The organism is Rhodanobacter sp. G2-10 (genome assembly GCF_055809185.1).
Genome location: NZ_CM147900.1, coordinates 858,012 through 878,535, shown reverse-complemented (window position 1 = coordinate 878,535; position 20,524 = coordinate 858,012). Strand labels below are relative to the sequence as shown.

26 protein-coding genes and 1 tRNA gene are annotated in these 20,524 nt (G+C 64.9%); 4 read left to right on the top strand and 23 right to left on the bottom strand.

What is annotated here, in order from left to right:
* Positions 1–2: 2 nt before the first annotated feature.
* From hemP to AC0L58_RS03810, 12 genes are all read right to left on the bottom strand, one after another.
* Positions 3–200, bottom strand: coding sequence for a hemin uptake protein HemP (gene hemP, locus AC0L58_RS03865; protein WP_473686871.1), 198 nt, complete (start codon positions 198–200; stop codon positions 3–5).
* Between the two features lie 211 nt (positions 201–411).
* Complete coding sequence (locus AC0L58_RS03860; protein ID WP_473686869.1) at positions 412–1,383, bottom strand: potassium channel beta subunit family protein; 972 nt, start codon at positions 1,381–1,383, stop codon at positions 412–414.
* Positions 1,384–1,709: 326 nt separating this feature from the next.
* Positions 1,710–2,099: a VOC family protein gene (locus AC0L58_RS03855; protein WP_473686867.1), complete on the bottom strand. Its 390-nt coding sequence runs from the start codon at positions 2,097–2,099 to the stop codon at positions 1,710–1,712.
* A gap of 122 nt (positions 2,100–2,221) precedes the next feature.
* The gene (locus AC0L58_RS03850) at positions 2,222–2,440 is read right to left on the bottom strand and encodes a hypothetical protein (protein ID WP_473686865.1); all 219 of its coding nucleotides are present in this window, start codon (positions 2,438–2,440) and stop codon (positions 2,222–2,224) included.
* Positions 2,441–2,519: 79 nt separating this feature from the next.
* Positions 2,520–2,726, bottom strand: coding sequence for an addiction module protein (locus tag AC0L58_RS03845; RefSeq protein WP_473686863.1), 207 nt, complete (start codon positions 2,724–2,726; stop codon positions 2,520–2,522).
* 58 nt (positions 2,727–2,784) lie between these two features.
* The gene (locus tag AC0L58_RS03840) at positions 2,785–3,309 is read right to left on the bottom strand and encodes a phosphatidylglycerophosphatase A family protein (protein WP_473686861.1); all 525 of its coding nucleotides are present in this window, start codon (positions 3,307–3,309) and stop codon (positions 2,785–2,787) included.
* Positions 3,306–4,274: a thiamine-phosphate kinase gene (thiL, locus tag AC0L58_RS03835; protein ID WP_473686859.1), complete on the bottom strand. Its 969-nt coding sequence runs from the start codon at positions 4,272–4,274 to the stop codon at positions 3,306–3,308. The genes AC0L58_RS03840 and thiL overlap by 4 nt, the downstream gene beginning before the upstream one ends.
* A gap of 38 nt (positions 4,275–4,312) precedes the next feature.
* On the bottom strand, positions 4,313–4,816 hold the full coding sequence (locus tag AC0L58_RS03830) for a GNAT family N-acetyltransferase (RefSeq protein WP_473686857.1): 504 nt from the start codon (positions 4,814–4,816) through the stop codon (positions 4,313–4,315).
* A gap of 44 nt (positions 4,817–4,860) precedes the next feature.
* Positions 4,861–5,307, bottom strand: coding sequence for a transcription antitermination factor NusB (gene nusB / locus AC0L58_RS03825; RefSeq protein WP_473686855.1), 447 nt, complete (start codon positions 5,305–5,307; stop codon positions 4,861–4,863).
* Positions 5,307–5,768 (bottom strand): 6,7-dimethyl-8-ribityllumazine synthase, encoded by a 462-nt coding sequence (ribH, locus tag AC0L58_RS03820; protein ID WP_473686853.1) that lies wholly within the window; start codon positions 5,766–5,768, stop codon positions 5,307–5,309. Before ribH ends, nusB begins: the two co-directional genes overlap by 1 nt.
* 41 nt (positions 5,769–5,809) lie before the next feature.
* Positions 5,810–6,760 carry a muramoyltetrapeptide carboxypeptidase gene (gene ldcA, locus AC0L58_RS03815; protein ID WP_473686851.1) on the bottom strand — a complete coding sequence of 317 codons (951 nt, stop codon included), beginning with the start codon at positions 6,758–6,760 and terminating at the stop codon, positions 5,810–5,812.
* Between the two features lie 32 nt (positions 6,761–6,792).
* Positions 6,793–7,071, bottom strand: coding sequence for a putative signal transducing protein (locus AC0L58_RS03810; RefSeq protein WP_473686849.1), 279 nt, complete (start codon positions 7,069–7,071; stop codon positions 6,793–6,795).
* 120 nt (positions 7,072–7,191) lie between these two features.
* Between AC0L58_RS03810 and AC0L58_RS03805 the strand changes: the two genes are divergently transcribed.
* The 4 genes from AC0L58_RS03805 (at position 7,192) to AC0L58_RS03790 (ending at position 12,254) form a co-directional block, all read left to right on the top strand.
* A complete protein-coding gene (locus AC0L58_RS03805; protein WP_473686847.1) occupies positions 7,192–8,955 on the top strand; it encodes a glutamine--tRNA ligase/YqeY domain fusion protein in 1,764 nt (587 codons plus the stop codon).
* 12 nt (positions 8,956–8,967) lie between these two features.
* Positions 8,968–9,528 (top strand): nucleoside deaminase, encoded by a 561-nt coding sequence (locus tag AC0L58_RS03800; protein ID WP_473686845.1) that lies wholly within the window; start codon positions 8,968–8,970, stop codon positions 9,526–9,528.
* Positions 9,525–10,238 (top strand): TVP38/TMEM64 family protein, encoded by a 714-nt coding sequence (locus tag AC0L58_RS03795; RefSeq protein ID WP_473686843.1) that lies wholly within the window; start codon positions 9,525–9,527, stop codon positions 10,236–10,238. The genes AC0L58_RS03800 and AC0L58_RS03795 overlap by 4 nt, the downstream gene beginning before the upstream one ends.
* A 114-nt stretch (positions 10,239–10,352) precedes the next feature.
* The gene (locus tag AC0L58_RS03790; RefSeq protein ID WP_473686841.1) at positions 10,353–12,254 is read left to right on the top strand and encodes an ATP-binding response regulator; all 1,902 of its coding nucleotides are present in this window, start codon (positions 10,353–10,355) and stop codon (positions 12,252–12,254) included.
* 42 nt (positions 12,255–12,296) lie between these two features.
* Here AC0L58_RS03790 and AC0L58_RS03785 read toward each other — a convergent pair.
* The 11 genes from AC0L58_RS03785 to ruvB form a co-directional block, all read right to left on the bottom strand.
* Positions 12,297–12,372, bottom strand: a tRNA-Lys gene (locus AC0L58_RS03785).
* Positions 12,373–12,457: 85 nt separating this feature from the next.
* Positions 12,458–13,144, bottom strand: coding sequence for a 7-cyano-7-deazaguanine synthase QueC (gene queC / locus AC0L58_RS03780; RefSeq protein ID WP_473686839.1), 687 nt, complete (start codon positions 13,142–13,144; stop codon positions 12,458–12,460).
* A gap of 145 nt (positions 13,145–13,289) precedes the next feature.
* Positions 13,290–13,982 (bottom strand): 7-carboxy-7-deazaguanine synthase QueE, encoded by a 693-nt coding sequence (queE, locus tag AC0L58_RS03775; protein WP_473686837.1) that lies wholly within the window; start codon positions 13,980–13,982, stop codon positions 13,290–13,292.
* 8 nt (positions 13,983–13,990) lie between these two features.
* Positions 13,991–14,800 (bottom strand): tol-pal system protein YbgF, encoded by an 810-nt coding sequence (ybgF, locus tag AC0L58_RS03770; protein WP_473686835.1) that lies wholly within the window; start codon positions 14,798–14,800, stop codon positions 13,991–13,993.
* 41 nt (positions 14,801–14,841) lie between these two features.
* Positions 14,842–15,351 carry a peptidoglycan-associated lipoprotein Pal gene (gene pal, locus AC0L58_RS03765; protein WP_473686833.1) on the bottom strand — a complete coding sequence of 170 codons (510 nt, stop codon included), beginning with the start codon at positions 15,349–15,351 and terminating at the stop codon, positions 14,842–14,844.
* 253 nt (positions 15,352–15,604) lie between these two features.
* Complete coding sequence (gene tolB / locus AC0L58_RS03760) at positions 15,605–16,921, bottom strand: Tol-Pal system beta propeller repeat protein TolB (protein WP_473686831.1); 1,317 nt, start codon at positions 16,919–16,921, stop codon at positions 15,605–15,607.
* An 8-nt stretch (positions 16,922–16,929) separates the two neighbouring features.
* Complete coding sequence (tolA, locus tag AC0L58_RS03755; RefSeq protein WP_473686829.1) at positions 16,930–17,874, bottom strand: cell envelope integrity protein TolA; 945 nt, start codon at positions 17,872–17,874, stop codon at positions 16,930–16,932.
* Positions 17,861–18,325 (bottom strand): protein TolR, encoded by a 465-nt coding sequence (gene tolR / locus AC0L58_RS03750; protein ID WP_473686827.1) that lies wholly within the window; start codon positions 18,323–18,325, stop codon positions 17,861–17,863. The genes tolA and tolR overlap by 14 nt, the downstream gene beginning before the upstream one ends.
* Before the next feature lie 14 nt (positions 18,326–18,339).
* Positions 18,340–19,026: a protein TolQ gene (gene tolQ / locus AC0L58_RS03745; protein WP_473686825.1), complete on the bottom strand. Its 687-nt coding sequence runs from the start codon at positions 19,024–19,026 to the stop codon at positions 18,340–18,342.
* Between the two features lie 39 nt (positions 19,027–19,065).
* Entirely contained in the window at positions 19,066–19,482 is a 417-nt protein-coding gene (gene ybgC, locus AC0L58_RS03740; RefSeq protein WP_473686823.1) for a tol-pal system-associated acyl-CoA thioesterase, read from the bottom strand.
* Complete coding sequence (gene ruvB / locus AC0L58_RS03735) at positions 19,475–20,521, bottom strand: Holliday junction branch migration DNA helicase RuvB (RefSeq protein WP_473686821.1); 1,047 nt, start codon at positions 20,519–20,521, stop codon at positions 19,475–19,477. The genes ybgC and ruvB overlap by 8 nt, the downstream gene beginning before the upstream one ends.
* Between the last annotated feature and the right edge of the window lie 3 nt (positions 20,522–20,524).

Sequence of the window (20,524 nt, the reverse complement as noted above, 5' to 3'; positions counted from 1 at the left end):
GCCTACTTGGTCAGGATCAGTTTGTCGTTTCGAGTCAGGCGCAAGTGATACTCGCTGCCCTGATGCTGGATCACCAGCTCGCGATGGCCGTCAAGCAGCAGCTCGCTGGCTACGCGTCGCGTGAATGTCGCCGCGGGCTGGAGGGATGAACGTGGCGGCATGGCAGGAAAGGAAGGCGAACGCAAGAACAGGACGGACATGGGGGCTCCGGCAGCAGGTCGGTGACGTTCAAATGATAATCGTTCTCATTTGAGAGTCAAGCGCCGCGTGCGCCAGAAGCCGGCGGGCGGAGCCCGCCCTACGCAGCACTGCTGGCCGCGCGTAGGGCGGGCTCCGCCCGCCGGCTTCTGGCGACGGATCAACAGACCAACCGCGGGCGCGACACCAAGACAGGTTGCCCTGCCATTAGCCTCATCCCTCGACAACCTGACGCACGCGCTTCGCGATCGACGCATCCAGTCGGGGCAGCAGCTCCAGCGCGTCCAGATTCTGCGCCAGCTGCTCGCGCTTGCTGGCCCCCAGCATCACCGTGGACACATGCGGATTGAGCAGGCACCAGGCGATTGCCAGTGACGCGAGGCTGGCACGCAGTTCGTCGGCGATCGGTTGCAGCGCTCGCACCTTGCCCAGGCGTTCGTCGCCCTCGCCCAGCACGCTCTTGCGCAACCATTCGTATCCCGGCTGCGCCAGCCGAGAGTCCTCGGGAATGCCATGGTTGTACTTGCCACTCAACAGGCCCGAGCACAGCGGCGACCAGATCGTGGTGCCCATGCCGTACTTCTCGTACAACGGCGCGTATTCCTCCTCCACCCGCTCGCGATGCAGCAGGTTGTATTGCGGCTGCTCGACGATTGGGGCGTAGAAGTGGTTTTCGCGTGCCACGCGATGCGCCTCCTCGATGGCCTCCGCCGGCCATTCACTGGTGCCCCAGTACAGCACCTTGCCCTGGCGGATCAGCGTGTCCATCGCGGCCACCGTTTCGACGATCGGCGTATCCGGATCGGGCCGATGGCAGAAGTACAGGTCCAGATAGTCCACGCGCAGCCGCTGCAGGGCTTGGTGGCAAGCTTCCATCACATGTTTGCGCGAGAGCCCGCGCTGGGTCGGACGCGGATCGTCGACGGCACCGAAGAAGACCTTGCTGGACACGCAATAGCTGTCACGCGGAAAACGCAGATCCGCCAGCACATCGCCCATCACCTGCTCGGCCACGCCGTTGTTGTAAGTCTCGGCGTTGTCGAAATAGTTCACCCCGCGATCGTGCGCCAGCGCCAGCATGTCGCGCGCTTGCGCACGCCCCACCTGTTTGCCGAAAGTGACCCAGGCACCAAAGGACAACGCGGAAAGCTGCAAGCCGGATGTGCCAACGCGACGGTATTGCATGGGAAACTCCTTGTGGGAAGGGGAATGGGGAATGGGGAATGGGGAACCGAAAACTGAAAGCTGAAAAATGAAAACCCGAAACATCAAGCATGACAGCCCCACCGTCACGGCCATGTTCACGCCACCCAGGAGCCTGTCGGACTTTGGTGGTCGAGGCGAGAATTCGGCTGTGCGAGGATAGATTTTCGACGGTTCGCCGGCCCATGGTGGTTCCATGGGCCAAGAATCGGCGGAAATATAGACCGCACAGGCGGATTCGCAGGTCGGCCAACCAAAGCCCGACAGACTCCCAGGACCAGCCGCCCCGCAGAAGTTCTGCCAGCGACTCAGTCTGCGTCAAGCGCACTGATCATCACGCAATACCCGTCGGGATCACGCAGTGCAAACTCCCGCGTCCCCGTATTGGGATTCACGCTCGGCTCCTGTTCGAGCGCGGTCACCAGGTCGCGTGCGCGTCGCAGTGCGTCATCGAAGTCATCGACGCGAAAGAACAGCAGCAGTCCATTGCCAGGCTCAGCGTGTTCCGGGCTGGTCAGCGACGGGTGGTCGTGCGCTCCCCACTGGTGCAGGCAAAGCAGCACCGTGCCATCCGTATCGAGCAGCTGCCCCCAGTAATCGTGCGCAGGCCGTGTTTCCGGATGACCAAACAGCGATTGATACCAATTGAAGCTGCGCGCAACGTCGGCAACGCCAATGATGGTCCAAGTGCGTTTCATCCCTTTCTCCTGTGGCCTGATGCTGAAGTTGACCCGTACACCCGAGCCTGCCGGGGAGGGTCAGCCGATGAATTCCGTTTTCCCCGGCACGATGTGGCGTGCTGTCGTTCCTTCTCGACGAGTCAGCCGCTGACATTCTTCAGCCAAGAGCCGGGCTTGCGCCGATGATGGGAGAACGAGTCTACCAAGAGCCCGGATTCGGCCGGGTGGTAGATGATCGAGTACGGAACTTTGCGTGTCATGACGTGCCGAAAAACCTCGTCAATCACCGGGGATGCGAGCGGCGTACGGAGCGAGCGTGCAAGGGCGACATCGGCCGCGCGGGCGATCTCAAGCGCCAAGCCAGGTGATCTTTGCGCTCATACCAGGCCTGGGCCTCCGGGAGCTCGACTTGAGCCTCTGGCCGGAACAACAACTCCATCAAGCCTGATCCTCGAACAGGCTTGCGTGAACTTGCTCCCAAGGGACGCTGCTGGATGGGTCTGCGCGATGGGCAGCCAATCTTCGATGCAACTCGGCGCGCTGTTCTGGCGACAACTGAACAGGAGCAGTTGTTTCCTCGGCAATGCTGTCCGGGATCTCCTCAACCAGATACCTGCGAAAAATGCCGCTGGCGCGGTGATGCACCGATGGTGAGGCGCAATGTGTACAGGTCGGCGATTCCGTCGGTCAGTTCGAACCGAGTTCAAGGCAACCACTGAAGCACGAGAAGGAGTACAAAAGCAGCAAACACTCCGGCGATCACGTCGTCGATCATCACGCCAAAGCCGCCCTTGACCCGACGATCCAGCCAGCGGATCGGCCACGGCTTCCACACGTCGAACAGGCGGAACAGGACGAAGCCGAGCGCAAGCATCCACCAGTGGAAGCCGCTGGTCGGGAGCCATGCAGGGAGCAGCAGCGGAAGCAGCGCGACCCACTGGCCGATGAATTCGTCCCAGACCAGGCTGCGGTGGTCGTCAACGCCGAGGGCGCGGCCGGCCACGTTGCACGCCCTCACGCCGATGATGAAGCCAACCAACAACACGATCAGGTAGATCCACAGCGGCAGCTCGCGCAGCAGCAGCCAGGGAATCAGTGCGGCCAGTGAACCGAACGTGCCTTGCGCCACCGGCGTGAGGCCGGAGCCGAAGCCGCAGGCGAGCCAGCCGGCCGGGGTGGCGAGCAAGGCGCGACGTTGTTCACGGCTCAACTGCTTTTTCGCACTCATGCGAAATGCTCCCAGCCGGATGCGCGCGGTTCCAGCCATGCACCGTCATGGCCGCGCACGCGAACGCCCTCACCCGCCACGATGCGACCGATGCGGGTGGCGCCGCCGCCGAGACGCGACAGATCCGCCTGCACCTGGCCCAACTGGTTGGCCGGCACGCAGAAACACAGTTCGTAATCGTCGCCGCCGCTCAGTGCGAACTGCAGCGCGGTGGCATCATCGTGCAGGCCCAGCAAGGCCGACGAACGCGGCAACAACGCGGCATCGATCTCGGCGCCGACCCCGCTGGCGCTGCAGACGTGGCCCAGATCGGCGAGGAGGCCATCAGAGACATCGACACAGGCGTGCGCCTGATCGCGCAAGGCAATGCCGGCAGCCAGGCGTGGCGTGGGGCGGTTGAGCCGATCGATCAGATACTCGCGCAGCTTGCTGGTGTCCGGATCGGGCCTGGCGGATGGTTGCAGTGCGTGCAGGCCGGCCGCAGCATCGCCGAGCGTACCGGTGACCAACACCACGTCGCCGACCCGCGCCCCCTGCCGGGTCAGCGCCTTGCCCGGCGGCACGAAACCATGCACGGCGACGCTGACGGTCAGCGGACCGCGCGTGGTGTCGCCACCGACCAGGGCCAGCCGATTCGGTTGGGCCAGCTGGGCAAAACCCTCGACGAAGCCCTCCACGAAGTCCTGGTCCGCCTGGGGCAAGGTCAGGCTCAGCAAGGCCCACGCGGGACTGGCGCCCATCGCGGCCATGTCGGACAGGTTCACGGCCAGCGCCTTCCAGCCGATGTCGGCCGCAGCGGTATGACGCGGGAAGTGGACGCCGTCGACCAGGGTGTCGATCGCCACCACCAACTCCTGCCCTGCCGGCACGGCCAGCACGGCGGCGTCGTCGCCGATGCCCAGCCGCACGTCATCGCGCGGTTGCGCGGTGCGCTGGCGGATCAGTTCGATCAGATCGAATTCCATGGGCGTCGCTCAATTCCCGGCGAAGTTGAAGCTGGCGATCAGCAGGTGAACAGCAGCACGGTATCGCCCATGTACGTCGCTTGCTCGCGCAAGGTGAAACCGGCCTTGGTCGCCACGCGAATCGAGGCGGCATTGCGCGGATCGATGATGCAAGCCGCCGTGTGCTCACCCAGATTCGTGCGCCCCCACGCCATCACGGCGGCCAGCGCTTCGCTGGCATAGCCCTTGCCATGGCTGTCGGAGGCCAGCACCCAGCCGAGCTCGGGCATGCCATCGAGTGACGGCGTGATGTCGCGTTTGAAGTCCGCGTAACCGATATCGCCAATGCAACGGCCGCTGGATTTCTCCTCGATCGCCCAGTAGCCGTAGCCGAGCACGCACCACAAGCCCGGGTAACGCAGCAGACGCAACCAGGCTTCCTGTGCGGTGGACGGCTTGCCACCGATATGGCGGACCACGATCGGGTCTGACCAGATCGCCAGCAAGGCGGCATGATCGTCGGCACGATGCCCGCGCAGACGCAGCCGCGGTGTCTCGATCACGGGCACCGGATCATTGGGCGCGGGCCCGCTGCCGGACCGTGGCATCAGCCGCGCTTCTCGATCGCGCGCAAATCAGCGGCGAGTTTGTCCAGCACGCCGTTGACGTAGCTGTGGCCATGATCGGCGCCGAAGCGCTTGGTCACCTCGATCGCCTCGTTGAGCACCACCCGATAGGGAACGTCGGGGCGGTACTTCAATTCGTAGGCGGCCAGCCGCAACGCCGCGCGCTCGATCGGATCGACCTGTGCCACCTCGCGATCGAGATGCGGACGCAGGCAGATATCGAGCGCGTCGACGTTCTTTTCCACGCCACGCAGCAGATCCTCGAAATACTCCAGGTCGGCCACTTCCATGTCCTGCTCGTGGCGGAACTGCTCGATCACCGCGTTCATGTGGCTGCCACTGAGCTGCCAGGCGTACAGCGCCTGCAGCGCGCGGCGGCGGGCGCGCGAGCGCGCCTGCAGATCCAGGCCATGCACCGGCTGCGCCATCACAGCTTCCCGTAGAGGTTGACCATCTCCAGCGCGGCCAGCGCGGCATCGGCACCCTTGTTGCCGGCCTTGGTGCCCGAGCGTTCGATCGCCTGCTCGATGCTGTCGGTGGTCAGCACACCGAACGCCACCGGCACGCCGGAGCCGTAGGCGGCCTGCGCCAGGCCCTTGGCGCATTCGCCGGCGACGAAGTCGAAATGCGGCGTGGCACCGCGGATGACCGCGCCCAGCGCGATCACCGCGTCGTAATGGCCGGAATGCGCCAACTTGTGCGCGACCAGCGCGATCTCCCACGCGCCCGGCACGCGGACCAGCTCGATTGCATCATCCTTCACCCCATGACGTACCAGCACGTCGCGGGCGCCGGCCACGAGTGGCTCCACGACGAAACCGTTGAAGCGGCCGGCGACGATGGCAAAACGGCCCTTGGGCGTGGCGAAATCGCCTTCGATGGTCTTCATTATGCGGTTTCCTGGTGGCAAGCCCGTGTGGGCCGGCTATTTTACGGGTTTTCGGCGCCGCTGGCCGGGACGGCGACATCCAGCTGCGGATAGCCGCTCACCGCCAGCCGCGCCGCAACGCCTGCCACACGCAGCCGCGCAGGCGCGCCGAACGGCAGGGTGAGCTGTCGGGCTGCATGGCCGTGCGGCAATCCGTCGATCACCGGGATGCCCGCCACGGCGCGGATCTGGGCAAACGCGGCGACCAGGTCGTAGCCATTGTCGCGGCCACCGGGTTCGCACTGGCTGAAGCTGCCCAGCAGCAAGGCCTGCTGCCGACCCAGCACGCCGGACTGATGCAATTGGTAGAGCATGCGCTCGACCCGGTACGGCGCCTCGCAGATATCTTCGACGAACAGGATGCCGCCCTCGATCACGGGGAACCAGGGCGTGCCGAGCAGGCTGCACAACACCGCGAGGTTGCCGCCCCACAGCGGGCCGGCCAGCTCCAGGTCGGCGTCGACGCTGGCCTCCCACGCCACCCTGGTGACGGGCGCTGTCAGCGTGCTCCAGAAGTGCCGCCAGCTGGCGTCGCTGCGCGGCTCGGCACCGAGATCGGCCAGCAACGGGCCGCTGAAGGTGCACAGGCCGCTTCTGGCATGCAGCGCCAACTGCAGCGCGGTGAAATCGCTGTGCCCCACCAGTGCGACCGGTGCCTTGCCCAGGCGCTCGCGCAAGGCGTCGTAATGCAGGTGCGGCAGCAAGCGCACTGCGCCGTAGCCGCCGCGCGTCGCCAGCGCGATGTCCGGCAGGGAATCCAGCGTTGCCAGTGCATTGATGTCCGCTGCGCGCTCGGCATCGCTGCCGGCAAAACGCAATTCGGTGCGTTCAAGCACTTCCAGTCCGTCCACGCTGCAGCCTGCATCACGCAGGCGCGCCACGCCACGCGCCATCGCGGCAGGGTCGTGGGCGTGTCCGGAAGGGGCAATCAGTCGGATGTGCGCTGGATGCATCGGGGGGCTCTTGTCGATCGGTCGCCGGGATCTCAGCAGGGCAGGATCAACGGATCGTCAGGCAGCCGATCGATATCCTGGATCGCGGCACGCGCTTCGCTCAGCGTGGCCTCGACCTCGCGCACGACATCCTGGGCCCGGGGCAAGCTCGATTCGGGCACCATCACCGCGATGTAATCCATCGCCGGCAGCTGGCCAACGCCGCCGGTAAGGTACTCGCCGGCGATGTGCGCCGGGATCTCCGCAGCCGTCAGCGCATCCTTGACCAGATGCGCATCGAACAGGTTTTCGGCGCGGTAGACGATATGCATGTTCGCAAGCTAACCCGCGGCGCGCGCCGTAGCAAGCCGCCCGGGACGCGCGGCCCTGCGCCTGACACGGGCGACGGGGTAAACTTGGCGGCTCCCGTCACCGCTCGCGAGCGTCGCCCGATGTCGAACGAAAACCCCATCCTCGAGTCCACTCCGGCTGAAGCGGCCGCGGCTCCGCAGGATTTCATCCGGCAAATCGTGCGGGACGACCTGGCTTCGGGCAAACATGTGGCGATCCACACGCGCTTCCCGCCCGAACCGAACGGTTATCTGCACATCGGCCACGCCAAGGCGATCTGCCTGAGTTTCAGCATCGCCAGGGAGTTCGGCGGCTGGTGCAACCTGCGTCTGGACGACACCAACCCCGGCAAGGAGAACCCCGAGTTCGTCGAAGGCATCAAGGACGACGTGCGCTGGCTCGGCTTCGAATGGCATGCACTGCGCCACGCCTCGGACTATTTCGAGGTGTTCTACCGCGCCGCCTGCAAGCTGATCGAAGACGGCGTGGCCTATGTCGACGACCTGGACGCCGAGCAGATGCGCGCCTATCGCGGCACGCTGACCGAGCCCGGCCGTCACTCGCCGCACCGCGAGCGTTCGGTGGAAGAGAACCTGGACCTGTTCCGGCGCATGCGCATGGGCCAATTCGCCGACGGCAGCAAGACCCTGCGCGCCAAGATCGACATGGCCTCGGGCAACATCAACATGCGCGATCCGGCGATTTATCGCGTGCGCAAGGTCACCCACCAGAACACCGGCGATGCGTGGCCGATCTACCCGATGTACGACTACGCGCATTGCCTGTCCGATGCGCTGGAAGGCATCACCCACTCGCTGTGCACGCTGGAGTTCGAGGATCACCGCCCGCTGTACGACTGGTTCGTCGACAGGGTCGACCTGCCCAACCATCCCGAGCTGTGGCAGCCGCTGCTCGACGCCGGCCTGCCCACCCAGCCGGCCAAGCCACGCCAGATCGAGTTCTCCCGCCTCAACCTCAGCCACTGCATCACCAGCAAGCGCAAGCTGGCGCAACTGGTCAGCGAGAAGCTCGTGGATGGCTGGGACGATCCGCGCATGAACACGCTGCGGGGCCTGCGCCGCCGCGGCTTCACGCCGGCAGGATTGCGCCTGCTGATCGAGCGCGTGGGCGTGAGCAAGCAGAACAGCGTGATCGATTACGCCGTGCTGGAAGGCTGCATCCGCGAGGACCTCGACGCCACCGCGGCACGCCGCATGGCCGTGCTCGATCCGCTCAAGCTGGTGCTGAGCAACCTGCCCGAAGATCACGAGGAAACGCTGAGCTTTCCCAATCATCCCAAAGATGAAGGCTTCGGCCGGCGCGAGGTGCCGTTCTCGCGCGAGGTCTGGATCGAGCGCGACGACTTTGCCGAAGTGCCGCCGAAAGGCTTCCACCGGCTCAAGCCCGAGGGCGAAGTCCGCCTGCGCGGCGTCGGCATCGTGAAGTGCACGGACGTCATCAAGGACGCCGATGGCAACGTGACCGGGTTGCACGGAACCCTCGACCCGGAAAGCCGCCAGGGACTTCCCGGCGCCGACCGCAAGGTGAAGGGGACCATCCATTGGGTCAGCGCGAAACACGCGGTTGCCACCGAGGTGCGCCTGTTCGACCGCTTGTTCAACGTATCCGCGCCGGACAGCGAGGAGGACGGCAAGAGCTGGCTGGACCACATCAATCCCGAGGCCAAGCGCGTGGTGCAGGGCTGGCTGGAGCCGGCAGCAGCCTCGGTCGATCCGGAGCAGCGCTTCCAGTTCGAGCGACTGGGCTACTTCGTGGCCGACCGCGTCGATCATCGCGCCGAGGCGCCGGTATTCAACCGCACCGTGACCCTGCGCGACGTGTGGGCGCGCAGCGCGGGCCAGTAACCGGAGAACAGCATGCTGCCGCTGCAACTGCACCTGACCCTGCCGCCGTGGATCGGCGACGTGGCCAACACCAACCAGCGCTACCAGAGCGATGAGGAACGCGTCGGCCTGGCGATCGAGTTGTCGCGGCAGAACGTGGATCGCGGGGGTGGCGGCCCGTTCGGTGCAGCGGTGTTCAACAACCACAGCGGGCGGCTGGTCGCCGTCGGCGTGAATCGGGTGGTGCCGCAAAGCTGCTCGGTCGCCCACGCGGAAATCATGGCGCTGATGATCGCGCAGCAGCGCCTCAGCCGGCACCGCCTGAACGAGGATGGGGGCCACTACGTGCTTGCCACCAGCTCGCAACCCTGTTGCCAGTGCTACGGTGCCAGCGTCTGGGCCGGCATCGACGAATTGCTGATCGGCGCACGTGCGGAGGATGTGGAGGAACTGACCGAGTTCGACGAAGGCCCATTGCCGGCCGACTGGATCGGCGAGCTCGAACGCCGCCACATCACCGTCCGCCGCGACATCCTGCGCGACCAGGCCCGCCAGGTGCTTGCCACCTACGGTGCCAGCGGCGCGTCCTATTGAAACGCTGGCGCGCCACGCTGCCGCTGGTCCTGCTGTTGCTGGCCGGGGTCGTGCTGTTCGCCTCCGGCTCGCTGCATGCGCTGACGCCACACCAACTGATAGCCCATCAGGACGAGCTGCATGAGCAGATCGTCCGGCACCCGTGGCTGAGCCGGCTGGCCTACATCGGCCTGCTGACGCTGAGCGTCGCCACCGGCATCCCCGGCACCATCGTGATCATCCTCGCCGGCGGGTTTGCTTTCGGCGTGGTCGATGCCACCCTGACCTCCTCGGTCGGACTCACCCTCGGTTCGCTGATCCTGTACCTCGCCAGCCGCTACGCGTTCGGTCCGGGCAGTCGGCAGCCGCCGGCCCTGGTGGCCAGGCTGCACCAGGGGTTCGAACGGCATCCGGTCAGTTACACCCTGTTTCTGCGTTTCGTCCCGGTGCTGCCGTTCGGCGCGGTCACGGTGGCACTGGCCTGGTTGCGCTGCCCGCTTTGGCTGTTCCTCGGCGCCAGCTGGCTGGGCGGCACGGTGTCGCTGGTGTTCGAGACCTCGGTCGGTGCCGGCTTGAGGAATGCGATGAGCCATAGCGACCGGTTCGGCATCGACCTGCTGTTGAACCGCGAAGTGCTGCTGCCGCTCGGCGCCATCGCCCTGCTGGTTTTGCTTGCCCTGTTGGTCAATCAGCTGGCCGCGCGCCGGCGCAGCCGCGGCATGATCGACTGAAGCGGGCGTCGTGCGCCTCCGGGCGGCTGTCAATCAGGCCATTTCGGGTTAGTGTTGGGCCGCGGCCGGGCTGGCACCGACTTGCAGGTGACGAGCGATCCGACAGAGGTGAACATGGACCAAAGGGCGAACGCGTGGCTGGCGCAATTGTGGCAGCGCACCTCGCTGCTGCAGCGCATGGCCTTTGTCGCCCTGGTACCGACCCTGATCACGGCGGGGTTGTTGGTGACCCTGTTGACCCAGCGCCAACTGGGGACCCTGCGCGAGATGGCGCAGAACAGCGCCGACGCGATTGCCACCCAGACCGCCTCGGTGTGCGTTCAGCCTTTGCAGGCGATGCGTCTGCGCGAACTGTTGCGCATTGCGGATTCCATCGGCGAACTGCCGCACGTGACGCGAGTGCAGATCCGCACGGCGGACGGCCAGATCCTTGCCGACCATCGAGCCGCGGACGACAACCCGCGCGATGTCATCAGCGTCGTCCGCCAGATCGTCGACACCCAACAGGGCACGCCCACGGTGCTGGGTTCGGTGCTGGTGAACGTAAGCTTGCACGATGCCCTCGCGGCTCAGCGCGGCAGTCTTCGACATGCATTGCTCGCCCTGTTGTTGAGCCTGCTGGTGGCCGGCGTGATCGGTTGGCAGGCAGCGCGCTGGATCAGTGCGCCGCTACGCCGTCTGGCCGGCGCGGTGCAGCAGCTCGGCCGGGACGACAAGCCGATCAGCGTGGCGATTACCGATCGCACCGAGATCGGCGAGCTGCAGCGCGGACTCAACCACGCCGCCGCCGAACTGTTCCAGCATCGGCGCAGCCTGCAACAACGGATCGAGCAGGCCACGCGGGAACTGGAGCTGAAAAACGCCGCGCTGGAAGCCGCCAGCGAAAGCCGCTCGCGTTTTCTCGCCGCCGCCTCGCACGACCTGCGCCAGCCGCTGTACGCGCTGACGCTTTTCTCCGCCGCACTGGCCGTCGATGAACTCGATCCGCAACGCCTGGATCGCATTGCCCACATCCAGGAATGCGTGCAATCGCTCGACCACCTTTTCAGCGAACTGCTCGACCTGTCGCGACTGGAGGCGGGTGCCGTCCAGGTCGAGATCAGCGACTTCCCGCTGGACCGCGTCTTTGCCGAGGTCAGTCGCACGTTCAGCATGGTGGCCGAACAGCGCGGACTGACGCTGAAGACGCCTTCGACCCGATACTGGCTGCGCAGCGACCGCGTGATGCTCACGCGCATGCTCAACAACCTGGTCGGCAACGCGCTGCGCTTCACGTCGCAAGGCGGCGCCCTGGTCGGTGCCCGCCGCAGCGGCCCGGGCCGCCTGAGAATCGAGGTGTGGGATACCGGCAGTGGGATCGCGCCGGATCACTTGCCACACGTGTTCGACGAGTTCTACCGCATCGACGACCAGGGCGGCGCGGGACTGGACGACGGCTCGCGCTCCGGCCTGGGTCTGGGCCTGGCCACGGTGCAACGGCTGGCACGCCTGCTCGACACTGACGTGCAGGTCAGGTCACGGGTCGGGCACGGCAGTGTCTTCCGGTTCGAATTGCCACTGGCCGATACGGGCACGTTGCCGCCGGTGGTGGAGGAAGAGCCTTCCGACGAACTGGTCGATCGGCGCGTGCTGGTGGTCGACAACGATCCCGCCATTCTGTCCGGTATCCGCTTCCTGTTGCGCAGTTGGGGTTGCGAAGTGGCGGTGGCCGAGGATCGCCAGCAAGCGCTGGAGGCGGTCGAGAACTGGCCAGCACCGGCCGACATCGTCATCTGCGATCTGCACCTGCGTTCGGGCGAGCAAGGTCCCGACCTTTTCGCGGAACTCGACCGCCTCTACGAGCGCGATGGCGAAACGCGTTTCGCGCGTTTGCTGGTCACCGGAGAAACTCGCGCCGACTACCTTCGCGACGTCATCGCGATGAAGATCCCGCTGCTGTACAAGCCGGTGTCGCCGCAGCAATTGCGCAGGGCGATGCTGGAAGCCCTGGCTGCCCGCAGCGAGAGCTGCTCGTAGCGACATGAAAAAAACGGGGTGCCAGTGCGGCACCCTGAAAACTGGTGGGTCGTCCGGGACTCGAACCCGGGACCAATAGATTAAAAGTCTACTGCTCTACCAACTGAGCTAACGACCCAGATGTTGCGAAACTTCAACCGGCGAAGCCAGGTCAAGCCGACGATTTTACGGGCTGCGCCATGGCGGCACAAGGCAACGCCGACTCAGACGTAACGGGTGGGGTCGGCAAGGCCGGCATCACGGAATCCCTGCGCGCGCAGGCGGCATGCATCGCAATGACCGCAGGCCCGCCCCTGGTCGTCGGCCTTGTAGCAACTGACCGTGACCGAGAAATCCACGCCCAGGCGCCTTCCCTCGCTCGCAATGTCGGCCTTGCTCATGTGCATCAGCGGCGCGTGGACCCGGATGCCTGCGCCCTCGACGCCAGCCTTGGTGGCGACATTGGCCAACGCATCGAACGCCTCGATGAAGGCCGGGCGGCAATCCGGGTAGCCGGAATAGTCGACCGCATTCACGCCGCACCATATGTCGCTGGAGCCGAGCACTTCGGCCCAGCCCAGCGCGATCGACAGCATGATCGTGTTGCGCGCCGGCACGTAGGTCACCGGGATGTCGCTGCTGTCGCCCGTGTCGAGCGGCACGTCGATGTCGGCGGTGAGCGCCGAACCGCCGATGCTGCGCAAATCGATCGCCACCGTCTTGTGTTCGACCGCGCCAAGCATGGTGGCGACGCGATCCGCGGCCGCCAGCTCGGAGCTGTGGCGCTGGCCGTACGACACGCTCAGCGCGTGGACCTGGTAACCCTGTTCTCGCGCCAGCGCCACCACCACGGCCGAATCCATGCCACCGGAAACCAGCACGACGGCCTTGCGGGAAAGTTTGTCAGACATGTGTTGCATCCACTGAAGTGCGGCCGGTCACCGGCCGGAAAGCGCCACCGGCAGCACAGGCCGGCGCGCGTGAAGCAGGAGTGAGTGAAGAGGAGTGAGAAGTGAGAGGAATGCGCGCGCGAACAATCTTCACTCACTCCTCGCCTCAATGCCCGGCTGCATCGTCCCAGAGCAGTTTGTGCAGCTGCATCTGGAAACGCACGGGCAACTTGTCGGCGAGGATCCACTCAGCCAGATCACGCGGTTGCACGGCGCCGTGCACGGGCGAGAACAGCACCATGCAGCGCGCGGCCAGGTCATGCTCGGCCAACTGCGCGCGCGCCCACTCGTAGTCGCTGCGACTGGCGATGACGATCTTGATCTGATCATGTGCCAACAGGTGGTCGAGATTCGACCACAGATTGCGCTTGCTCTCGCCTGAATCCGGCGCCTTGAGATCCATCACCTTGCGCACGCGTGGGTCGACCGGGCCAACGTCCAGCGCCCCGGAGGTTTCCAGTGACACCTCGTAGTCGGCATCGCACAACTTGCGCAGCAGGATCAGGCAGCGCTTCTGTGCCAGGGGCTCGCCGCCGGTGACGCAGACATGCCTTGCGCCGTGCGTGGCCACCTCGGCCAGGATGTCGTCGATGGCATGCCAGTCGCCGCCATGGAACGAATATTCGGTATCGCACCAGACACAGCGCAGCGGACAACCGGTAAGCCGGATGAACACGGTGCGCCAGCCGATGGCGTCGGCCTCGCCCTGGATCGAGTGGAAAATCTCGGTGATGCGCAGGCGTTCGGGAGCACCCGCGACAGCCGTGGTGGATTCCACCGGTGCTTCCTCGCCGATCATCGCGAAACTCAGTTGCCGGACTGGAGCTGCAGGCGCTGCAGACGCTCCTGCGCCAGATTGGCCGAGTCCGAACCCGGATACTTGGCGATCACCTGCTTCAACGTCGACTCGGCGGCAGCGGTCTGCTTCAGCTCGATCTGGCAATAACCGACCTTGAGCAGCGCATCGGGCAGCTTCTCGCTTTGCGGGTACTGGCTGATCAGCTGTTTGAAGGCATCCAGCGCCACCGAATAATTGGTGGTAACGAAGTACGACTGCCCCAACCAGTACCAGGCGTTCGGCACCAGTGGATAGTTCGGATACTGCTTGATGAACGCACGGAATTCGCGCGAGGCGGCCGCATAGTTGCCGGCCCGAATCGACTGGAAAGCCGTATCGTAGGCAGCCTGGGCTGCCTGGGGATCAGCGACCGCGCTACTGGCCGCGGGGGCCGGCTGACCCGAGGAAGCGGTCGCATTGGTGGCTGCGGTCGCCGCGGCCGCCGGATTGGCGGACGGCGCCTGCGGGCTGTTGCCCGATGCAGCACTGGTGCCCGCACCACCCTCGAGACGCGCCAGACGGGCGTCGAGATCGGCGTACTGAGCCTTGTTCTTGTCATCGAGCTGCTGCAGTTGGTGCTGCAACTCCTCGATCTGTCCCTGCAGCTGGCGCACCTGCGCCTGCAACTGCTGCATCTGATTGACCATGGCGACGCCGCCCTGGTCCTTGTTCTGCGCCTGTTGCTCCAGCAGCGCGACCCGGTCGGCCAGGCTCAAGCGCGAGTTCTGGGCAAACACCGGGGACGCAAACAGCATGGCGGACGCTATCGCGCCCGCCATGCCATATCTGGCCACAAGACTATTAGCCAGTTGCTTCATCATTACTGCGCCGTGTAGACGATCTCGACGCGGCGATTCTTGCTCCAGCAATCCTCATTGTGCTGACGGCACACGGGCTTTTCCTTGCCGTAGCTGATCACGTTCATCTGGCTGGCCGAAGCGCCATTGGCCTGCAGCGCGCTGGCGACGGCATTGCCACGACGCTCACCCAGACCCAGGTTGTACTCGCGGGTGCCGCGCTCGTCGGTGTTGCCTTCCAGACGCATCTGCGCGGTCGGGCGATCCTGCAGGTACTTGGCGTGGCACGCCATGATCTGCTGGAACTCCGGCTTGATTTCGCTCTTGTCGAAATCGAAGTACACCACGCGCTGACGCAGGCAGGCATCGGTATCGAGATCGGCCGGGGTGTACTTGCCGTTGTCCACGGGGGCCTGCGGCTGGGTCGGCTGCTCCACCGGCGGCGGTGTCGGCTTGACTTCCTGCTTCTTGGAGCAAGCGGCCGCGCCTACGCAAAGCAGGGCGACCAGGGCAATGCGAACAGACTTATTCATGATGACGTTTCCTTAAGGATTGAGTTCCGACAAACAGACGATGGTTGGGGTAACGGGACAGCTTTCGCCGGTCTACCGGCTGTTATTTTCACATCTGAAAGATCGACAATGCGTGAGGCTGCACGGTCGCTCTCACTGGTGAAGCCGCGACTAGCGCGTCCTCGCCGGAAACCGAAACGCGCCAATGGCGTCGTTCGGGTCCACTCCCTGGACATGGTGCCACCGTACAGATTGCTGCACGGCAGCACGAAAATCAACGCTCGCGATAAGGCCCCCAGGCGGGCTCCTGGACGTTGCCATCGGCGAGTTTCAGACGCTGTCGAACCAGGCCATCGCTGGATACGGAGTACAGGACTCCATGGGTTCCTTCGGTTGCCGAATACAACAGCATGCTGGCATTGGGTGCGAAGCTGACGGAATCGTCCAGCGGGCCGGGAGATACGAACCGCTGCTGTCCGCCCAGGCTTTGATCCTGAATGACAATACGATACACGTTCCCGCTGCCCTGCACCATCGCGATTTGCTTGCCGTCGTAGCTCACCGACGCCTTGGCGTTGTACTGCCCCTGGAACGTGATTCGCTGGGGCGTGCCACCAGTCACCGGGATCTGGTAGATCTGCGGCCGACCGGAACGATCCGAGGTGAAGTAGATGCTCTGGCCATCAGGCGCCCATTGCGGCTCGGTATCGATCGCCAGGTTGTGGGTAATGCGGGTTGCCTGGTGGCTGGCCAGGTCGATCACGAAGATTTCCGGATTGCCGACGTAGGACAACGACACCGCCAGCTTCTTGCCGTCAGGAGACCAGGCTGGCGCACCGTTGATGCCCTTGCGTGCTGACACCAGCTGGCGCGCACCGGTGAGGATGTTCTGGATGCGGATCGACGAATTGCCGTCCTCGAACGAGACGTAGGCGATGCTGGACCCGTCGGGGGACCACGACGGCGACAGCAGCGACTCGCGCGAGCGCACCGCGACTTGCGGGTTGTAGCCATCCGAATCGGCCACGATCAGCGAATAGGTGGTCTTGTCGCCAAGGCCCACCGCGGTGATGTACGCAATGCGGGTCCAGAAGGCTCCGCGCACGCCGGTGATCTTTTCGTAGATCTTGTCCGCCATCCGGTGCGCCACGCTACGCAGGTCGCCTGCCGACGTGGTGAAGGTGCCGCCCAGCAGCTCCTGCTGCTTGTTGACGTCCCACAACTCGTAGGTGACGTTGAGCGTGCCGTTGCCGGCATCGTTGATGCGGCCGACTACGATGTAGTCCTGCTTGAGCAGGCGCCAGGTGGCGAACTTGATGTCCGAACCCTGCGACGGAGTCTCTACGATGTCGCTCTTGGCCAGCGCACGAAACTTGCCCGAGCGATTGAAGTCGTTGCGCATCACGTCGGAGACATCGGTCGTCAAGGGCGTGCCGCCCTGCTGCGCAAACGGCACCACCACGATCGGCGTGGCGGTCTTGACGCCGCCCACGATGTCGACGGTCAGCGGCGACTGCGCCGCGACAGGACCGCCGAACCATGCTGCCGCGACCAGCAGGATGATGGCAAAGCGTGGGCTGAATTTGCGCATGGACTTGATCATTGCGGCCTGAAGATGAGAGTGAGGTTACGTCGGAACACGCTTTCGAAACCCTTGTACGGCAGCGTTTTGGTGCGCAGTACCGCGTTTTCCAGCGAGCGCCGACCGGCGTCGTCATACGGGCAGCTGGAATCCACGTTCGCACTCAATACGTCACCACCGGGTGATTGCACGATGTGAACCTTGCACGGAACCTCAGGCATGTTATCCGGTCGCAGCCAGTTCGGCGTGACCGCATTCTGAATGGCCGCCGCGTATTCGTCCGACAGATTGCTGGTCTGGCTGTTGTTTCCGGTCTGTCGCTGGTTCGCTGCCGGCAGGTCAGGCTGGCCGTCGTCCTGCGCGTTCTTGAGGTCTTCCAGTTGCTGCCTGGCCTGCTTGGCCTTGCTGTCCAGCTGCTTGGTCTGGGCCGATGCGGCATCCATCTTGGCAAACAATGCGTCAAGCTGTTTCTTTTTCTCCGCTTTCTTCTTGGCCGCCTGCGCGTCCAGCTCGGACTGGCGCTGACGCTCCTTCTCTTCCTGCAGCTTCTTGGCCTCCTCCGCCTTCAACGCGGCATCCTCGACCACGCGCTCCTGGTCCTTCGTATCCGGATGCTTGGGTGGTGGCGGCAATTGGCTGACCGCCGGCTTCTCCGGCGGCGGTGGCGTTGGCGGCGGCACGGTGGGTGGCGGCGGCACGGTGTTGGGCACCGGTTTGACCTTCACCGCCTTGGGCGGCGGGCTGCCGGTGGGGCCGATCAGGGTCGCCTCGATGATCGGACCCTGCAGCTGCAGCGGCGTCGAGCAAGTGATCGGATTCATCGACGATGGCAAACCCAGCGCCGTGATGAACGCCTCGTATTTCGAGCACGGCAGCACCGCGAGGAACAGGAACCCCACGATGCCGATGTGCAGGACGGCGGAGAGTACGACCGCCTTCGGCGTCGCCCTACTTTCGTCCATGGGACGTGCTCTTGCCCTGGTCATCCGGGGCGCCCGGCTGACCCATCAGGCCCACCTTGGCCACGCCAGCCTGCTGCAGGTCGGCCAGCACCTGGAACACGCCGCCATAGGAGCCGCGTTCATCGCCGCCCACCAGGACGCTGACATCGGGGTTCTCGCGCACGAAGGCGCCTACTTTGAGCTTGAGCGTGTCCTCGTCGACCAGCTCCTTCTTCGCGCCGCTGAGGGTCAGGTAGAGCTGGCCGTCCTGCAGCACCGAGACCAGCACCGGATCCTTCTTCTGCTGCAGCGACTTGGCGTTGGACTGCGGCAATTGCACGTCGACGCTGTTGTTGAGCATCGGCGTGGTGACCATGAAGATGATCAACAGCACCAGCATCACGTCGATGTACGGCACGACGTTGATCTCTGATTTCAACTTGTAGCGCTTGTGGCGCCTGGCATTACGCATGACTGCTGCTCCGCTCAGGCCGCGTCGTCGGTCTGGATCTGCCGCTGCAGCACGGAGGAAAACTCTTCCTGGAACACGTCGTAGCGCGACGCGATGCGTTCGACCTTGGTGGCATAGCGGTTGTAGGCCCACTGCGCCGGGATCGCGGCGAACAGGCCCATGGCGGTGGCGATCAGCGCTTCGGAAATGTGCGGCGCGACTACCGCGATGGTCACGTCCTTCATGTCGCCCAGGCCCTGGAACGCGCCCATGATCCCCCACACCGTACCGAACAGGCCCACATAGGGACTGATGGAGCCGACGTTGGCCAGAAACTCCAGGTTGCGTTCGAGCAGGCCCACTTCACGCGTCCCGGCCACCTGCATCGCGCGCTCTGAGCTTTCGATGGCGGCGCGCCCGTCGTGGGTCTTGCGCTGGCGCTGGCGCGCGAACTCGCGAAAGCCCGATTCGAAGATGTTCTCGATGCCGCCGTTCTCGCCGCTGCGGCCGCTCACCTCGCGGAACAACTGGGCCAGATCGCCACCGGACCAGAAACGCTCCTCGAATTCCTCGGCGTCTTCCAGCGCCGCCTTGGTCTGCGTGTACTTGCGGATGATGATCACCCAGGACAGGAACGAGAACACCAGCAGGATCAACAGCACCAGTTGGACCGGCAGGCTCGAATCCGCGATCAGCGTGAAGATGTTCAGTCCACTGTTCATTGCTTGCAATTTCTCCGCCGGCTTGGCTTGGGTCAGTTCTTAAGGTGCGGGTTGCGGGATCAGGTCGGCGGGAATCGGTGCCGGGCACATGCGCGCAAGATCCACGCACGCCACCCGCACACTCGCCTTGATCAGGCACGTACCGCCAGCCTTTGTGATGGTCTGGGTGAACAGGATACTGGCTGAACGCCAGGCTTTGACTTCAACCGTTACCGACAGTTCATCATCCAGCAGGGCTGGCTTGAGGAAGTCGATCTGCATGTCGCGCACCATGAAGGCCAGTCCGGTGGCCTGCTTGAATGCCATCTGGTCCACGCCCAGCGCGCGCATCCATTCGGTTCGGGCGCGCTCCATGAAACGCACGTAGCCTGCGTGGTAGACAACTCCACCGGCGTCGGTGTCTTCCCAGTAGACCCGGACCGGCCAGCGGAATGGCTCGGCAACCGACTCAGACATCGTCGGCCGCCGCGCTGAACAGGTCCGCCGGTGGCGTCTGGCGCGGAATCGGCAGGCCCAGGTAGCGCCAGCCCTTGTTGCTGATCATGCGCCCGCGCGCGGTGCGTATCAGATAGCCCTGCTGGATGAGATATGGCTCGACCACGTCTTCCAGCGTGCCGCGATCCTCGCTCAACGCGGCCGCCAGCGATTCCACGCCGACCGGGCCACCGTCGAAGTTTTCCACGATCAGGCCGAGCAGGCGGCGGTCCAGTTCGTCGAAACCTTCGGGATCGATCTTCAGCATGTCCAGCGCGGCCTGGGCTGCCGCCAGCGTGATCTCGCCCTCTGCGCGCACCTCGGCATAGTCGCGCACCCGACGCAGCAGGCGGTTGGCGATGCGCGGCGTGCCACGTGAGCGCCGGGCGATTTCGCGGGCACCCTCCGGCGCGCAGACGATGCCCAGGATACGCGCCGCACGACGCACGATCGCGGTGAGTTCCTCCGCCGAATAGAACTCCAGCCGTTGCACGATGCCGAAACGGTCGCGCAGCGGCGCAGTGAGCATGCCGGCCCGGGTAGTCGCCCCGATCAGGGTGAACGGCGGCAGGTCGAGCTTGATCGAGCGCGCGGCGGGACCCTCGCCGATCATGATGTCGATCTGGAAATCCTCCATCGCCGGATAGAGCACCTCCTCGACCACCGGCGACAGACGATGGATCTCGTCGACGAACAACACGTCGTTCGCCTCGAGATTGGTCAGCAATGCCGCCAGATCGCCGGCGCGTTCAAGCACCGGGCCCGAAGTCGAGCGCAGGTTCACGCCCAGTTCGTTGGCAATCACGTGCGAAAGCGTGGTCTTGCCCAGCCCCGGTGGACCGAAGATCAGCACGTGGTCGAGCGCACCGCCCCGCTTCCTGGCGGCCTCGATGTAGATCGAAAGCTGCTCACGCACTGCCTGCTGGCCGAGGTACTCGGCCAGCCGCTTCGGCCGGATGGTCGCCTCCAGCGCGTCGTCGTCGAGCTGCGCTGCAGCGGTGATGATGCGGGGTTCGGTCATGGG

Bases quoted from the DNA above. Each gene is read 5' to 3' on its own strand.
- tolB (WP_473686831.1), bottom strand. From the start codon at position 16,921: ATGCGCAAATTCAGCCCACGCTTTGCCATCATCCTGCTGGTCGCGGCA.
- pal (WP_473686833.1), bottom strand. From the start codon at position 15,351: ATGAATAAGTCTGTTCGCATTGCCCTGGTCGCCCTGCTTTGCGTAGGC.
- queE (WP_473686837.1), bottom strand. From the start codon at position 13,982: ATGATCGGCGAGGAAGCACCGGTGGAATCCACCACGGCTGTCGCGGGT.
- tolR (WP_473686827.1), bottom strand. From the start codon at position 18,325: ATGCGTAATGCCAGGCGCCACAAGCGCTACAAGTTGAAATCAGAGATC.
- ruvB (WP_473686821.1), bottom strand. From the start codon at position 20,521: ATGACCGAACCCCGCATCATCACCGCTGCAGCGCAGCTCGACGACGAC.
- tolA (WP_473686829.1), bottom strand. From the start codon at position 17,874: ATGGACGAAAGTAGGGCGACGCCGAAGGCGGTCGTACTCTCCGCCGTC.
- AC0L58_RS03855 (WP_473686867.1), bottom strand. From the start codon at position 2,099: ATGAAACGCACTTGGACCATCATTGGCGTTGCCGACGTTGCGCGCAGC.
- AC0L58_RS03840 (WP_473686861.1), bottom strand. From the start codon at position 3,309: ATGAGTGCGAAAAAGCAGTTGAGCCGTGAACAACGTCGCGCCTTGCTC.
- ybgF (WP_473686835.1), bottom strand. From the start codon at position 14,800: ATGGCGGGCGCGATAGCGTCCGCCATGCTGTTTGCGTCCCCGGTGTTT.
- ribH (WP_473686853.1), bottom strand. From the start codon at position 5,768: ATGAAGACCATCGAAGGCGATTTCGCCACGCCCAAGGGCCGTTTTGCC.
- thiL (WP_473686859.1), bottom strand. From the start codon at position 4,274: ATGGAATTCGATCTGATCGAACTGATCCGCCAGCGCACCGCGCAACCG.
- ldcA (WP_473686851.1), bottom strand. From the start codon at position 6,760: ATGCATCCAGCGCACATCCGACTGATTGCCCCTTCCGGACACGCCCAC.
- AC0L58_RS03790 (WP_473686841.1), top strand. From the start codon at position 10,353: ATGGACCAAAGGGCGAACGCGTGGCTGGCGCAATTGTGGCAGCGCACC.
- AC0L58_RS03800 (WP_473686845.1), top strand. From the start codon at position 8,968: ATGCTGCCGCTGCAACTGCACCTGACCCTGCCGCCGTGGATCGGCGAC.
- nusB (WP_473686855.1), bottom strand. From the start codon at position 5,307: ATGGCGCAGCCGGTGCATGGCCTGGATCTGCAGGCGCGCTCGCGCGCC.
- hemP (WP_473686871.1), bottom strand. From the start codon at position 200: ATGTCCGTCCTGTTCTTGCGTTCGCCTTCCTTTCCTGCCATGCCGCCA.
- queC (WP_473686839.1), bottom strand. From the start codon at position 13,144: ATGTCTGACAAACTTTCCCGCAAGGCCGTCGTGCTGGTTTCCGGTGGC.
- AC0L58_RS03810 (WP_473686849.1), bottom strand. From the start codon at position 7,071: ATGCATATCGTCTACCGCGCCGAAAACCTGTTCGATGCGCATCTGGTC.
- AC0L58_RS03860 (WP_473686869.1), bottom strand. From the start codon at position 1,383: ATGCAATACCGTCGCGTTGGCACATCCGGCTTGCAGCTTTCCGCGTTG.
- AC0L58_RS03805 (WP_473686847.1), top strand. From the start codon at position 7,192: ATGTCGAACGAAAACCCCATCCTCGAGTCCACTCCGGCTGAAGCGGCC.
- tolQ (WP_473686825.1), bottom strand. From the start codon at position 19,026: ATGAACAGTGGACTGAACATCTTCACGCTGATCGCGGATTCGAGCCTG.
- ybgC (WP_473686823.1), bottom strand. From the start codon at position 19,482: ATGTCTGAGTCGGTTGCCGAGCCATTCCGCTGGCCGGTCCGGGTCTAC.